13 protein-coding genes are annotated in these 15,001 nt (G+C 55.4%); 12 read left to right on the forward strand and 1 reads right to left on the reverse strand.

What is annotated here, in order from left to right; translation table 11 throughout:
* Positions 1–697: 697 nt before the first annotated feature.
* From B30_RS22425 to B30_RS20160, 4 genes are all read left to right on the forward strand, one after another.
* The gene (locus B30_RS22425; protein ID WP_232616948.1) at positions 698–874 is read left to right on the forward strand and encodes a hypothetical protein; all 177 of its coding nucleotides are present in this window, start codon (positions 698–700) and stop codon (positions 872–874) included.
* Positions 875–1,286: 412 nt separating this feature from the next.
* The gene (locus B30_RS20150) at positions 1,287–1,907 is read left to right on the forward strand and encodes a helix-turn-helix domain-containing protein (protein ID WP_040403070.1); all 621 of its coding nucleotides are present in this window, start codon (positions 1,287–1,289) and stop codon (positions 1,905–1,907) included.
* Complete coding sequence (locus B30_RS20155) at positions 1,900–3,822, forward strand: relaxase/mobilization nuclease domain-containing protein (protein WP_009574083.1); 1,923 nt, start codon at positions 1,900–1,902, stop codon at positions 3,820–3,822. Before B30_RS20150 ends, B30_RS20155 begins: the two co-directional genes overlap by 8 nt.
* A gap of 14 nt (positions 3,823–3,836) precedes the next feature.
* The gene (locus B30_RS20160) at positions 3,837–5,750 is read left to right on the forward strand and encodes a type IV secretory system conjugative DNA transfer family protein (protein WP_009574084.1); all 1,914 of its coding nucleotides are present in this window, start codon (positions 3,837–3,839) and stop codon (positions 5,748–5,750) included.
* Positions 5,751–6,559: 809 nt separating this feature from the next.
* On the opposite strand, the gene B30_RS21595 is transcribed toward B30_RS20160, so the two are convergent.
* On the reverse strand, positions 6,560–7,123 hold the full coding sequence (locus B30_RS21595; protein WP_009574086.1) for an NADPH-dependent FMN reductase: 564 nt from the start codon (positions 7,121–7,123) through the stop codon (positions 6,560–6,562).
* Positions 7,124–7,376: 253 nt separating this feature from the next.
* Between B30_RS21595 and B30_RS20175 the strand changes: the two genes are divergently transcribed.
* From B30_RS20175 to B30_RS20205, 8 genes are all read left to right on the forward strand, one after another.
* A complete protein-coding gene (locus B30_RS20175; RefSeq protein ID WP_009574087.1) occupies positions 7,377–8,642 on the forward strand; it encodes an aromatic ring-hydroxylating oxygenase subunit alpha in 1,266 nt (421 codons plus the stop codon).
* Complete coding sequence (locus B30_RS20180) at positions 8,639–9,124, forward strand: aromatic-ring-hydroxylating dioxygenase subunit beta (protein ID WP_009574088.1); 486 nt, start codon at positions 8,639–8,641, stop codon at positions 9,122–9,124. Before B30_RS20175 ends, B30_RS20180 begins: the two co-directional genes overlap by 4 nt.
* A gap of 20 nt (positions 9,125–9,144) precedes the next feature.
* Positions 9,145–10,098, forward strand: coding sequence for a PdxA family dehydrogenase (locus B30_RS21885; protein ID WP_198430647.1), 954 nt, complete (start codon positions 9,145–9,147; stop codon positions 10,096–10,098).
* Complete coding sequence (locus B30_RS20190) at positions 10,095–11,111, forward strand: 2Fe-2S iron-sulfur cluster-binding protein (protein ID WP_009574090.1); 1,017 nt, start codon at positions 10,095–10,097, stop codon at positions 11,109–11,111. Before B30_RS21885 ends, B30_RS20190 begins: the two co-directional genes overlap by 4 nt.
* A gap of 70 nt (positions 11,112–11,181) precedes the next feature.
* Positions 11,182–12,426 carry a cytochrome P450 gene (locus B30_RS20195; protein ID WP_009574091.1) on the forward strand — a complete coding sequence of 415 codons (1,245 nt, stop codon included), beginning with the start codon at positions 11,182–11,184 and terminating at the stop codon, positions 12,424–12,426.
* A gap of 11 nt (positions 12,427–12,437) precedes the next feature.
* The gene (locus B30_RS21890; protein WP_009574092.1) at positions 12,438–12,761 is read left to right on the forward strand and encodes a 2Fe-2S iron-sulfur cluster-binding protein; all 324 of its coding nucleotides are present in this window, start codon (positions 12,438–12,440) and stop codon (positions 12,759–12,761) included.
* A gap of 39 nt (positions 12,762–12,800) precedes the next feature.
* Positions 12,801–13,556, forward strand: coding sequence for an SDR family NAD(P)-dependent oxidoreductase (locus B30_RS20200; RefSeq protein WP_009574093.1), 756 nt, complete (start codon positions 12,801–12,803; stop codon positions 13,554–13,556).
* Positions 13,553–14,995, forward strand: coding sequence for an NAD-dependent succinate-semialdehyde dehydrogenase (locus B30_RS20205; RefSeq protein ID WP_040403074.1), 1,443 nt, complete (start codon positions 13,553–13,555; stop codon positions 14,993–14,995). Before B30_RS20200 ends, B30_RS20205 begins: the two co-directional genes overlap by 4 nt.
* The last annotated feature ends 6 nt before the right edge of the window (positions 14,996–15,001 follow it).

The following is a 15,001-nucleotide window of genomic DNA, read 5'->3' on the forward strand; positions in this document are numbered from 1 at the left end:
CTGTCCCTGCAGGCCGTCATCCCCTGGGGTCCCAAAGACGCCGCCTAAGCCACGGGCCAGACCGCTCCGGCGGTCTGGCTCTTTCTCGTTCCGGGGGAACTTGTCCTCGACTGGTGCACTATTGGTGTCCGAAGGATGCGGTATATTTCGGACGCGGACGCCGACGCGGATAGTCAGACTGGATAGTCAGACCGGATAGGTCGCCGACGCGGCTTCGATCTTTCTGTTCAGTGACAGCGCGGATCGCAGGAACCCCAGGCGGAACCGAATGTCAGCATAGAAAACTGGGAGCCTACTGTGCGAGGTAAGCGCACCCCTTCTCTCAGTCGAGCAACCCGTGCCTGGGTCGTCTTGGCGAAGCTCCCTGGGGCGGCGAACTCGCCCTGCGCCGCAGGCAACGAAATCGCAAATCATCGTCATGCATCCCGGGGCAACGTCTCACGTGAGGATCACCGCCGCGCGCCTTTCCGTCGACCTGTTGGCCTTTCAGATCGCTAGCCCGGGGTCGAGCGGTCTGCAACGCCGGGGGCAGGTTTCTGGACGGCTGACGCCTTGAGCGCTGCCGAGGCATCGCTCACAACAACCCCGCCCCCGGCGTGCTCCATTTCATTCCGCCCCGTGCCGGGTGCAGCCCGCTCTCATGCCCCCGGTCTTTTCCACGATCCGTCCAACGACGATCAACGGAAAGGATCACACCATGACACTCGAACAATCCATCGACCTCGCCGAACTGCAAGCCGACATGGCCTTCGAGGACTACCTCGCCGCCTTCGACGAAGACGCCCATCCCGAGACCCTCGACAGCCTCGAGACCGAGGCGCTGATCGCCCGCAGCCGCTACGACGACCTGCGTTCTCTGGGACTGGGTCACTGACCCAGATACCCCTGCGGGTCTTCGGATCCGCAGGGGTCTGACGTCGACTCTCAGAAGCATCGTGACGCTCGCAGACGGTGCGACCCGCGCCATCCAGCGCGGGCCATTTTCGTGTTCCTGGCGCCCGATCCGTGACCGGCTCGAGCGTTTGGTTTGCCTGTCGTCGTGTGCGTCATGAACACAAGTTTCGGAAGCTTTTTCGACCTGGTTGTCCTGCATCGATGAGGGCGGGACCCGTACCATGTCGCGCCGCGCCGCGGGGTCTTGATGGCGTCTATTTCCAGCAAAAAGACACACTATGCAAAACGTAATATTGCGCAATGTGATGTATTGAAGTATAAGCGAAGGGGAGAAGGATGACGTTGGCAGGATATGGCCAATGTTTGCACATTTTGTCCGAGGGGTCTGACCCGTGCCGAGGCCAGCGAAAAACCTGAAGCTAGAAGAGCGCATCGAAGTGGCGCGGCGCTTCACGGCGGGCGAGAGCGCGAAGGAGCTGGCGGCGGCGTTCGGTATCTCTCCGCGCCACGTGAACCGGCTCGCGAAAGAGGAGGCGGGGGAGGGCATCGCGGTGCGCGACCCGAGCGAAACGGTCGCCTTCCGGGCCAGTCAGTCTGAGCTTGCTGTGTTCGATGCCGAGTGGTGCGAACGGGGTTTTGCCAACCGATCCCAGGCGCTCAATGCGGTGCTGCGCGGGCGGTGCGGTTTCCTCGATGTGCCCCGTGATCTGGTCTCGGAATTCTGCGCCGCATGGCGTCAGGCGAAGGACGTGAGCGACGCAGGATTGGTGCTCGCCAAGGCGGTGCATCGCGGTCGGCTGGAGGTTTCGGAGGCGGACCGCGCGGTGCTGATCGAACTCCTTGATCTGGCGCAGTCCATGAGCCGTGAGATGGGCCGGATGAAGGATGCGGCGCAGGCGCTGCGTGCTCAGGAGTGGCCGAAAAAGGAAGAAGGGCAGGGGACAGAGAGCGCGGTTCTGGAGGACGGCTCGCGCACGATCGAACGCGGATTGAGGCTCATCAGGAATGGCTGATCCGCTCGCCCTTTACGTCTCGGTCATGGGGCGGCTCTGGGAGGATGAGCGCATCCGGGGCCAGGCCGCGGCGCGGATCGACGCGCGGCTGGCGGGGCGTCGGCAGGGTCGCAGTTTCGCACGCGTCGGATCCCTGTCGGCGCGTAACGCGCTGAAGGCGGCCTCGGGTCAGAGCCGCGCGGCGGTCTTCAAACGGATCCGGGCAGGGGGCTGCAAGACGCGGGTGTCCCTCGGGGCGCAGATCTCCTACATCAACGACAAGGCGGTCTACACCTATTCGACGATGACCAATGCGCTGACCGACGCGGCGGTGCTTTCTGAAGAGCAGAAAGAGGACATCATCGAGGATTGGGCCGGCACCTGGCGCGGCTCGACCAAGCTCGGGTTCACCTCGCACATGCTGCTGTCGTTCCCGACCGACGTAACGGTCGATCAGGTGCGCGACATCGCCATGGACTGGACGGATCATTTCTTCGAGAGCGGCGAATACGGCGATCAATGGGACTATGTTCTCGCGGTCCATGATGACCGGGCGCACAAGCATGCGCACATCATCCTGAACAATCGCGGCCTCGAAAACGGCACCTGGTTCTCCTGCTGGGCTGAGGGTGTGATGTCGCCGCAGCTCATGCGCGAGAAGCAGGCCGAGATCGCTGAAGGCTATGGCGTCATGCTCGACGCCACCACACGGCTCGAGCGCGGTATTTTTGAGAAGCCCGCCGGGATCGAGGAGATCTACCGCGCCAAGGAAGAGGCTCGCCTGCCGCGCGAGATCGTCATGACCGCCAAGGAATCCGCCATCGCGCAGGCGCAGGTGGTGGGCTTCGCCAAGGACTACAAGAACCTCGCCGACCTGCTGGACCGGATGGACCAGCGCCACATGGCGCGCGCCGTGCGCGTCATGGCGGACGGGCTCGGTTCCGGCACGCCGTGGAACTTCACCGAAAGGACGATAGATATGAAGGACATCAAGACCGTCGGTGATGCGATCGACTATTCCGAGCGCACGATCGAGGCGCTGAGGCTCAAGGCCGAGGAACTGGACCCGGCCGAACGCGCCGCCTTCGAGGCCAAGGCCGCACCAATCATCGCGGACCTTTCGCAGATGGTTCCAGACCCAGAGCTACGGGCGCGGTTTGGCAAGCAGCTCGAGGAACCGTATCCGCCGGGGGCGGGCAGCGAGGTGCTGATCGCCGCGCTGCGGTCCGGCAATGACGAGGGCTTGCGCGATGTGCTCGAGCGCGCCGAAGAGGTGGGCATGGACACCGAGGAGCTGGTGGCCCGGATCGCGGCGGGCGGAACGCGGAACTACGGCATGGCACAGGACTGGGTCGAGCGCGACATGAACGCGGTGCTGGCGAAGGACGGCCTGAGCGTCGAGACCGCGAGTGACGACCAACTCGACGCCGCGCTCGAAAAAGTCGATGGCGTGATGGACGCGCTGATGGAACGGGCGAAGGAGATGGGTGTCGAGATCGGTCGGACTCTCGCGGACGAGGAAGAGGCGACACTGCCCCTCATCGATGAGGACGACCGGACGCCCAATTCCTACCTGCAGGACCTCGCCGACATGCTGCGGGACGGCAAGCTCACCGAGGAACAGGAAGAGACCGTCGAGCGGACCCTGCAGTCCGAGCTCTTCAAGGAGTTGGGCGAGGAGGGCTTGGCCGAGCTTCGTCGCGGCAACTACGAGGTTCTGGATGCGGTCCTGCCGAGCAAGCTCGACCAGATCACGGTCACGCAGGAATTCCTTGAGATGACCTTCGAGGAGACAGGCGACCAGATCTTCACCGACCGCGCCGCCGGGTTGCAGCAGGACAAGGCGACCGAGGTGGCGCGGCTGCGCGGCCAGCAGGAAGAGCTGGGGCGCGACCTTGGCCGCGACCGCGGTCTCGATGACGAGATGGAATTCTGAAGGGGATGACCACCATGACCAAGACACTCCCCCTCTGGGCCGCGCTTCTTTTCGGTGTGATCTGCGGCGCCGTAATCGGCACCATCGTTGCCGCCTTCTACCTGACCCTGGCCCTGAAAACCGGGTTTCAGAGTTTCGACATGCTTGCGCTCTGGAAGGCCAGCACCGGCACCCGCGCCGCACATCCGGATGCCTTCAAGGTAGGGTTTGGCGCTGTCGGCTTCGGAGCCATTGGCCTCGGCGCGCTCGCGCTGGCTTGGACCTGGAAGAAAGAGCGCGACGACTACGGATCGGCCCATTGGCAGACCAAGGCGGAGCTGAAGAAGAACGACATGCTGCAGGCCCCCGGTAAGGGCTTCGTCTGCGGCAAGCTTGGTGCCCCGGCCTCGAAGGCTGAGTTCATCTCCTCGACGACCATCCCGCATGTGATGATGGTGGCCCCGACCCGCGCGGGTAAGGGTGTGGGTTTCGTGATCCCGAACCTTCTGAGCTTTGCTGGCTCGGTCGTGGTGCTCGACGTGAAGGGCGAGAACTTCGAGAAGACCGCGCGGCTCCGGGCACTGAACGGAGACGAGGTCTATCGGTTCAGCCCGTTTGATTGGGCCAATGCTACGCACCGCTACAATCCGCTGGCGCGGATCGCCAAGGCCCGGACGTTCGCGCAGCGCTTCACCGAGGTCTCGATCCTGGCCGACCTCTTCCTCGACAAGGACAACAAGACGCTCGACACCTTCTCCGAGGCGGGCAAGTCGATCTTTGTCGCGGCCTGCCTGCTGGCGATCCAGCGCGGCACGCCGAACCTTGGGGAAGTCAACAAGATCGTCGCCGGGGGCGAGTACAAGAACGCGCAGTACAAGACTTATGCCGACGAGGCCGAGGAAGACATCCTGCGCGAGCTCTGGATCAACGCCGCTTCTGCCTCGTCGCGACTGTTGACCTCGAACATCCAAGCGCTGATGACCGCCGGTCTCAAGCAATGGGACAACCCGGCGGTGCGCTCGGCCACCGAGGCGAGCGACTTTGATTTCTCAACCTTCCGCAAGACCCCGCAGTCGCTCTACATCGCCGTGTCCGAGGATCACATCGCAACCCTCGCCCCGCTCCTGCGCCTGATGTTTGCCGACCTCATCGCCTCGATCCGCCTGAACGAGCCGGGCCCGGACGAGCCCTGGCCCGTTATGATGATGATCGACGAATTCCAGCAGATGGGGGCGATGCCGTATCTCGAACGCGCTATCCATTCGCTGGCGAGCTATGGCGGCCGCGTCGCGATGATCGCGCAGTCGCTTGCCTCGCTTGATCGCATCTACGGGCCCGAGGGCCGCGAAAGTCTCGAGAACGGGGCAGGGCTGAAGCTCTACATCACCCCGCGTGACCAGCGCACGGTGAAGGAGGTTTCCGCCGCGGTCGGCAGCACCACCCGCGAGGCGGTCACCCGGATGTATGGCCGCGACAAGGGTTTCCTCGGCGCAACCTCGACCTCGGCGCGTCTGGAAGAACGGCCGCTGCTTTCCGAGACCGAAGCGCGCCTGATGGACCCCGACGAGGTCATCATCCTCGCCTCGCCCCAGCACCCTATCAAGGCGAGCCGGATCAAGTATTACGACGATCCCTTCTTCAAGCAGATGCTGGCCCGCCAGGAGGGCAAGCCCTTCCCCTATCCACCGAGTGTGCAGGGCGTGGGACCTTGGGGTAGCGTGGATGGTGACGCAGCCCTCGCAGACGAACAGGCGAAACCAGCCGAACGCGCGCCTGTCCGGGATCGCTCGCAGCGTCGCGAAGCGCGCGCGATGAGCGTGATGGCGATGGAGGCTGGGCGCGGGCAACCAGAGCCAGAGACGTTGGAACGGGAAACAGCGGTGCCGAAGGAATGGGAGGCAGCGGTCGATCGGCAAGAGGATTTTATTGAGGAGTTGTTGGGTGGATGACCGAAGCTATCGTGCAAGCGGCTTTGGTTGATCTTCTGTGTTGCGTGAAGCGGATGACTCATTGCAGCCTCCGGTAGCGGCAAGGCCATAGTAAAGCGTACCTGCTAATGACTTCTCCACAGCCGCTGTCTGGCAGAGTTGCTCAACAAACAAAAAGTCTTTCACCCGGTTAAGCAGTCCGAAGCTCACATATCGCGCAAGAGCAAAACAGGAGTCGACAAGTAGAGCTTGGAAATGCGGGCCGTTGAGTTCACCAACAGCGAGGTGGGCGAAGTGTCTATGCTACTTGCATTGCCCACCCAAATCCTTCCCGACCAGGAGATCGGCAATGGTACTGCCGACGGCGTTTATGACACCGGCATGTGCCACGATGCCATCGCTGCTAAGAGAGCCGCCACAGTCTTGTTATCTCGCAGGAGCATCGCGCCCTGGAAGCCGGACACCCCTCGGGCTGGCGCGTTCAACGAATGCCCTCCGCACATCAAGGCGTTTAGGGCGCACGACTTGGACACGAATAAGCGGTTACCAACGCAGAAACCGGGAAGAGATTAAAATGCAATGTGTGACAAAGCTAGGCCAGTAGCTGACTGTACTGGATTTGGATCGCAAGGTCACAGAGTTCAGAATGTTTGTTGCTGTCATGTACGCCTGCGATGCGCTCGGTCTACGTGTCGTTGAATTCGTTGGATATGCCGGTTCAGGGAAGAGGAGCCTCAGCCATCATCCGACTTTAAGCAACCGCACACCTCAAAAAAACATGATCAGTATTCATCAAGCAAGCACGTTAGGCCACACCAACATGCTGCAGACTATTCAGCGGGAAACAGAAGTTTTGCAATAGTATTGTCCAAAAGCTGTGTCTGCACGTTATCAGTTAGTTTGCCATTGGACTGAAAAATGCTGCCTGCTGTGCCCAGGCGAATATTCTGAGAAATAACATTTGCGCCGAGAGTGAGAAACAGCTGTTGAAGAGCGGGATGGCCGCGAACAGACCCCACACCGCGTGAAGAAGCACCGCATATCGCGACTGGCTTGTTGTTAAATGCCGTGCCGCCTAGGCCATCTTCCAGAACAAGCCAAGAAATCAGGTTGCGAAGCACAGACGAATAAGCACCGGTATACTCATCCGAACCGATAATAAAGCCATCTTGTATTCGCAGTAAGTCGCGGAACTTTATGACTTGATGCGGCATCTCGGGCCGTGAGGCATTCGCACCATCAATATTCGGCGCATCAAAATCCATAAGATTAACAAATGTCATTTCAACTTTGCCCGGTTGATGCGATTGACTCAGATCAGCCACGGCCTGCACCAACTTGGAATTGATTGAATCCTTTCGACTGCTCCCTGAAAAGGCCAGTAATTTCATCATATCACATCTCCAACATTCTTAAGCCCGCAACCTAGTGGGGGGCAAGATCGACAATTTTGGACCCAACCAGACTTGTTCATTTACCGAACAAGAATTGAATCGCCTCAACGCTCCCAAGTTGTCCGGTCCACCGTCCATGACATCCTTGCGTCTCTAGAGGTACTTGACACCGAAACGTGCTCATGTAAAGAACAATGTACGATATTCGATCAACGTTCGGTAAGCGAACATATTTGCATGAGGAGATGCGCTGATGGTAGACCCTGAAGAAGTATCGGCTAAACAGCCGACATGGCCCGCTAAAGATGGAGCAACGCGTGTTCCGTATTGGGTTTTTCAGCGCCAAGATGTTCTGGAAGCAGAAAATAAGAAGATTTTTCAGGGCCCTGTTTGGAATTTCCTGTGCCTTGAGGCCGAGCTCGTAGAGGCAGGAGATTTTGTTGCCGTCTTTGCTGGTGAGACTCCTGTCATTGTGACGCGTGACAAAGATGGCCAAATCTACGCATTCGAAAATCGTTGCGCGCATCGTGGTTCATTGTTGGCTCTAGAGGATAGAGGGAACGTTAAAGACTTCACGTGCGTGTATCACGCTTGGACGCACAGCCTTCAGGGGGATCTGATTGGAGTTGCCTTCAAAGATGGCATCAAGGGCTGTGGCGGTATCGCAAGTGACTTTAAAATGGAAAATCAAGGCCCACGCAAAATGCGGGTATCAGTGCTACATGGGCTTGTTTTCGGAAGCTTCGATGAAGATGTGGATGATATCGAAGATTACCTGGGAGAAGCGGTTCTTGAGCGCATTGAGCGCGTTTTGGGAGGGCGGAAACCCGTTGTCCTTGGCAAATTCACACAAATTCTCCCCAACAACTGGAAGCTCTACGTAGAGAATACAAAGGATAGTTATCACGCCAGTATTCTCCACACCTTTTTTACGACTTTTGAATTGAATCGCCTGTCGCAAAAAGGCGGGATCATCGTGAATGAAACCGGTGGATGTCATGTGAGTTATTCTTGCGTCGACCATGGTGGTTCTTTGGACGAAGTTCAAAAAAATGCATATAAAGACGAAAATATCAGATCCGATTCCGATCTGAGTTTGACTGATATGACGCTTTTGGAAAGCTTCAAGGAATACGACGACGATATTACGCTCCAGATTCTGTCTGTTTTTCCAAATTTCGTTTTGCAGCAAATCCAAAATTCAGTTGCTGTTCGTACCGTATTGCCCAAAGGCACAGACAGCATGCATTTGAAGTGGACCTATATCGGGTTCGAAGACGATACTCCAGATCAGCGGAAGGCCCGTCTCAAACTTTCCAACCTAATCGGACCGGGGGGGTATGTCTCCATGGAGGACGGCTGCATTGGTAATTTCGTTCAGCGCGGAACAAAAGGGGCCGCAGAAGAAAGTGCCGTACTTGCGATGGGTGGTTACTCAATCGAAACGAGTGAAGATCGAATTACTGAGGCCGCAATTCGTGGTTTCTGGACCGAGTACCGTGGGAGAATGGGCCTATGAGCAGCATGAAAAAACGAGCTGAATTGACCAATCTTATCGGCATGGCTCAAGCCCAATATGCGTATACGATCGACGATGGTGACTTCTATGACTGGCCAAATTTTTTCGCCGATGATTGCTTTTATCAGATCACATCTGCGGACAATTTTGCGCAAGGCCTTCAGGCTGGCTTGATGTGGCTAGATAGCAAGGCAATGCTTCACGACCGAATTCTGTCGTTATTGGAGGCCAACGTCTACGAACGTCACTCCTACAGGCACATTCTCGGGCAACCGAATATTTCGAGCATAGATGGTGACGAGGTGGAATCAGAAACATCGTTTATGGTTGCACGGATTACCCGCGAAGGTCCGACTGACCTTTTCGCCACGGGCCGATATGTCGACCGTTACAAAGTATCCGAAAACGGCGCAAAAATCATGAAGCGTATTGTTGTTCTCGATAGCAGCTATATTGATACGCTACTTGGGTTTCCGCTGTGAGATTGTCGGACACTAGGTCTGTGCTGCTAACCATCGGCGATCCCAATGGTATTGGACCTGAAATTGCGACGAAAGCTGCAGCCAGCTTGTACCAGGATCCTGTTTGTCGCCCAGTATTGCTGGGCGATGAATACATAATTTCTCCTTTAGCAGATTCTTTGGGATTCGGTGTTCAAACCAACCGATCTAAGTGGGGAAGCGATGAAAAAACGATTGATCTTCATCCAATCGAAGCGATGCCTACAGCGGAGTTCATACCAGGAAAGGTAAGCGCCGCTGCAGGGCGAGCTACAGTTGCCTATGTCGAAGCTGCATTAACATTGTTGTCCGATGGCTTTGGACGAGGAATTGTTGGATGCCCCCATTCGGAAACAGCTGTCAATTTATCGGGGCGAAAGTTCTCGGGGTATCCGAGCCTGTTGGCAGATCTATTGAAAACCGGCCCTGACAGCATCTTTCTGATGCTGGTTGGAGGAGGTCTGCGTATTGTTCATGCCACATTACATGAGGGCATAAGCGGCGCACTGAATCGGATAGATCCAGAACTAGTAGTAAAGGCGGTCGTCGCCGCCGATGCAGCACTACGCGAATTGGGAGTGGACAAGCCGAAAATTGGATTGTTTGGCATCAATCCTCATGCAGGAGAAAATGGACTTTTTGGGGATGAAGATGATCGTATCATTGTCCCCGCAATACAGAAATTGCGTGAACAAGGCATTGATGCACATGGTCCCGAAGGTGCCGATACTATGTTGGCAAGAGATGGATATGATGCATTCGTCGCAATGTATCACGATCAGGGGCATATTCCAGTCAAGCTGCTAGCCGGTAGAAAGTCTACCGCTCTATCAATTGGAGCTAACACCCTGTTTTCAAGCGTAGGACATGGCGCGGCTTTCGACATCGCGGGCAAGAACTGTGCCGATCCTGAAGCAGTCATCAGGGCTGTAAGACTCGTTGGAGGTGCAACATGACCCACAAAATTTCCGTTTTTGGTGAGGATATCAGTTTTGAGTGTGGAGAGAGTGAAACCGTATTAGACGCTGCTGAGCGGGCGGGCTTCTCTATCCCATATTCTTGCCGGAAAGGCGTCTGTTCGTCTTGCGAGGGCGTGATTACATCAGGTGAGGCCGTTGTCCGTGGGCAGGGTGTCTGCGTCGGGCCCGCCAGTGGTGTTCTTTTGTGCCAGGCCAGACCGCGCACAAATCTGGAAATTGTACCGAGAAATATCAAGAAGACAGACCCAGTTTCTCGCAAGATATTCGAGGCGAAAGTCCGGAAAATTGAGCAACCAACGCCAGACGTGTCAGTTATCAATTTGAGATTTCCGATTGGTAACCGTTCCGTCTTTCAGGCGGGCCAATACCTTAGTGTACTAATGCCTGATGGCGATAGCAGAAATTATTCGATGGCTAATCCACCTCATCAGAACGACGGTGCTGAATTGCACATTCGCCATGTTTCCGGCGGGAAGTTCTCACAAACGGTTCTTGCCAATCTTGAAAAGGGATCGATCCTATCTGTTGAGCTTCCATTTGGAAATTTCACATTAAATGAAAACACAGAGGTCCCTGCAATCCTGATCGCAACAGGAACGGGATTTGCGCCGATCAAGTCAATCGTCGAACACCAGATCAGAGAGGGTGGATCGCGTCCATTGCATCTGTATTGGGGAGCAAATACCGAAGCCGACATTTACCTGCGTTCGCTTCCTGAAATGTGGGCGGCGAAGCATGATTGGTTTACATTTACGCCTGTTCTTTCTGAACCTCCGAGTGCCTGGAAGGGCCGTACTGGCTTCGTACATAAGGCCGTTCAATCGGACTTTCCGGATATGTCGGATTTAGAGGTCTATGCATGCGGTGCCCCGATGATGATTGATGCGGCAAGTAAGGATTTCTGTGCGGAGTCCAAGCTGGATAGAGCAGCTTTCTACAGCGATGCGTTTGTGCCGTCGGGCGAACCAGCGGACGACCTACCTGCATAGTCAGAGACAAACATACACGCGTCACAACTGATAAATTCACAAAGGCTAAATTCCAAGGGAGGAGTGCGCCATGAAATTTCAACAGCAATTTGAGAGCAGATCTCACTCATATCCAGTACCAGTTGAAGGAGTGCCTTCGTTCGACTTTGATCCCTACGCATCAGAGGTGCTTCGGGACCCATATCAGTATTACGAGATGCTGCGAGAGGCGGGGCCAATCGTCTGGTTGGAAAGATACGGGGTTTATGCAGTGGCGAGGTACGATAGTGTCCGCAACGTATTGACCGATCCGGAAACATATTGCTCCAGTGCGGGCGTTGGACTTACCAATTTTCATACGGAAGAGCCCTGGCGACAACCGAGCATCATTCTGGAAGTCGATCCGCCTGAACATACAAAGACCAGAGCTGTATTCACGCGTATTCTCTCCCCGCGCGCCTTGAAAAAGTTGACTTCTACCTTCGAAGCACAGGCGGAGTTGATGGTGGATCGGATGATTGAAAAAGGCGTCTGCGACGGCGTTAAGGATTTGGCCGACGCGTTCCCCATCAAAGTTTTCGGAGACGCGGTTGGCGTTCCAGCGGAAGGACGTGAGCATCTACTGCCCTATGGCGATATGGTCTTCAACGCGTTCGGACCCGCCAATGATCGATTCAAAGAATGCCTCGCAAATCTGGGGCCTGCAACAGAGTGGATTACGAAGGCCTGTCAACGCGAAAACCTCACCCCTAACGGATTTGGCGCAGAACTTTATGCCGCAGCTGACGCCGGCGATATTTCCCATGAAGATGCAGGAATGCTCGTGCGCACAACTCTCTCGGCCGGGTTGGACACAACAATTTTCACAATGGGGAACGCACTTGTTAATCTTGGCCGAAATCCAGACCAGTGGGCCCTATTGCGCGATGATCCGACAAGAGCGCGTGCAACAATTGAAGAAGTTTTGCGCTTTGACAGCACGTTCCACTCTTTCTACCGCACTACGACAAGGGAAACCGAATTAGAGGGCGTTCCTTTAAAAAAGGAACAAAAGGTACTGGTCTTCATTGCTTCAGCAAATCGCGACCCTCGCCACTGGGTGGAACCAGATCACTTTGACGTAACGCGCAAAGCCACGGGTAACATGGGTTTCGGAGCAGGGATCCATGGCTGTGCAGGTCAAATGATTGCCCGAATGGAGGGTGAGATCGCGCTGCGGACGCTAGCGTCTAAAGTCGAGTCCATCGAATTGTTGGGAGAACCGGTTCTTCATTTCAACAACACCGTGCGCGGGTATACCAGCATGCCAATGCGCGTAACGGCAAAAAGACACTAACGGAGGGGAACATGCCTACAATCACCTATCTACTCGCCGACGGGACCAAAACCGATATCAAAGTGGATGTCGGAGCAAATGTAATGCGTACCGCAATTGATGCAGACATTCCCGGAATTGTAGCCGAATGCGGTGGCGCGGCTATGTGCGCTACATGCCATGTATATCTTGAACCAGAAACAGAATCGGTTTTCACCGCGATTAGCGACGTTGAGGAAGAAATGCTTGAGTGCGTTGCGGATGATCGTCAACCAGAAAGCCGACTGAGTTGCCAACTCAATGTTCCTGCAGGAGTAGATCGAATTACAGTTCGGTTGCCGAAAACTCAAAGCTGAATGTTCGAAATTCCTGATGAGAATAAGTAGGAAAAATCAATGATCAACAAGAAAAAAGTAGCGATTGTAACCGGTGGCGCTAGCGGTATCGGTTTTGCGTTCACTCAAAGTCTTGCTGCCTCTGGATATGCCGTTGTGATCGCTGACATGGTCGGAGCGGAAGAAGCAGCTAATAGACTTAAAGGCAAAGGCTTTGAAGTGATCGGCGTTAAAACCGATGTCACTAACGTAGACGATACAAACGCGATGGTTTCCGAAGCAGTCAGCCATTTTGGCGGTTTGGATTTGTTGGTGAACAACGCGGGTATATTTACCTCTCTGAAGCTAAAGCCATTCGACCAAATCGAACCCGCTGAATGGATGAAAGTTATGGAGGTCAATACGCTCGGCCCGTTTCTTTGTGCCAAAGCAGCACTTCCAGAACTTCATAAGAGTTCGGCCGGTCGGATCGTGAACATCGCCTCAACTTCTCAGCTTAAAGGTGCTCCGTTTATGCTGCATTACACGTCAAGTAAGGGGGCTGTTGTGGCGTTTACCCGATCGTTGGCGCGCGAGTTGGGCAAAGACAACATCACGGTGAATGCTATTGCGCCCGGATTTACACTCAGCGACGGAGTGCTTGCGACCGGCATGGAAGAAATCATGGGCGAGGTGGTCAGAAAGTCCAGCCGCTCAATCCCGCGTGATCAGGTGCCGAATGACCTTGTTGGTGCCTTGCTTTTTCTTGCAAGTGATGGTGCGGCATTCATCACCGGACAGACTATCGCTGTAGATGGCGGGAGTTTTTTCCTTTGAACTACGCATATTCAGATCTTTGCCTTTATATTGATGGCCGCTTCATTGGCTCCGATGAACGGTCCGGGGAATCGGTTTACAATCCAGCTAATGGCCAGATTCTTGGGCATTTACCTCATGCAACAACCGAAGATCTGGACTTGGCGATTGCTGCAGCGGATCGAGCGTTCCAGAAGTGGCGATGGACTTCACCGATTGAACGCAGCCGTGTATTGCGAAAAGTTGCAAGTTTGATCCGTGAACGATCCGAGGATATTGCTCGTAATCTCACACTTGACCAAGGCAAGCCACTTGCTGAAGCACGCGTGGAGATTTTAGGGGCGGCAGATCATGCGGATTGGCATGCTGAAGAATGTCGTCGGATATACGGCCGCGTCATCCCGTCCCGCGACCCAAGCGTCCGTCAGACAGTTGTTCGTCAGCCTGTTGGTGTTTGCGCATCATTTTCGCCTTGGAATTATCCGCTCAATCAAGCTCTTCGAAAGATCTGTGCTGCCTTAGGATCAGGATGTACCATTGTCCTCAAGGCATCCGAGGATGCGCCAAGTGCCGTCGTAGCGCTGGCGCACATTTTTCACGACGCAGGATTGCCCGCAGGCTGCCTTAATGTCGTTTGGGGCGTGCCGGCTAAGGTTTCAGAGCATCTGATCACGTCGCCTAAGGTTCGTAAAATATCGTTTACAGGGTCAATCCCCGTCGGGAAGCATCTTGCAGCAATGGCTGGCGCACATATGAAACGTGCTACGATGGAACTAGGAGGGCACTCTCCTGTTCTGGTTTTCGATGATGCCGATATCGATAAGGCGGCGACTCTGTTGGCCGGCTACAAAGGACTGAATGCGGGACAAGTGTGCATGTCGCCAAGCCGGTTCTTCGTTCATGAAAAGGTAGCGCAAGAGTTTGGCGAGAAATTTGCTGCAGCATTTGGCTCCCGCGTCGTAGGAGATGGCATGCACAGCGATACCACAATGGGTCCCCTCGCCCATACTCGACGTGTAAGTGCTATGACCGAATTTGTTTCCGACGCCACTGCCAAAGGTGCAAGCATTTTGACAGGAGGTACGGCTATTTCTGGTCCCGGAAATTTCTTTCCACCGACAGTACTGATGCACACTCCTGACACAGCCAAAATCATGATCGAAGAGCCGTTTGGTCCTGTAGCACCCATCTCTACTTTCAGTGAAACGGATGAAGTGCTCTCACGGGCAAATGCTTTGCCTTTCGGACTCGCATCTTATGTCTTTACCAAGTCACTCCGTACATCTCACTATGTGACTTCAAAATTGGAAGCAGGAATGGTGAACGTAAACCATTTCGGAATTGCGTTGCCGGAGACGCCTTTGGGAGGCGTGAAAGACAGCGGCATGGGCAGCGAAGGCGGTAGTGAGACATTTGATGCCTATCTTGCCACCAAGTTCATTTCCGAAGCAACAGAGTAGGAACTT

This window comes from Celeribacter baekdonensis B30, from assembly GCF_000299875.1.
In the GTDB taxonomy this organism is placed as follows: domain Bacteria; phylum Pseudomonadota; class Alphaproteobacteria; order Rhodobacterales; family Rhodobacteraceae; genus Celeribacter; species Celeribacter baekdonensis_A.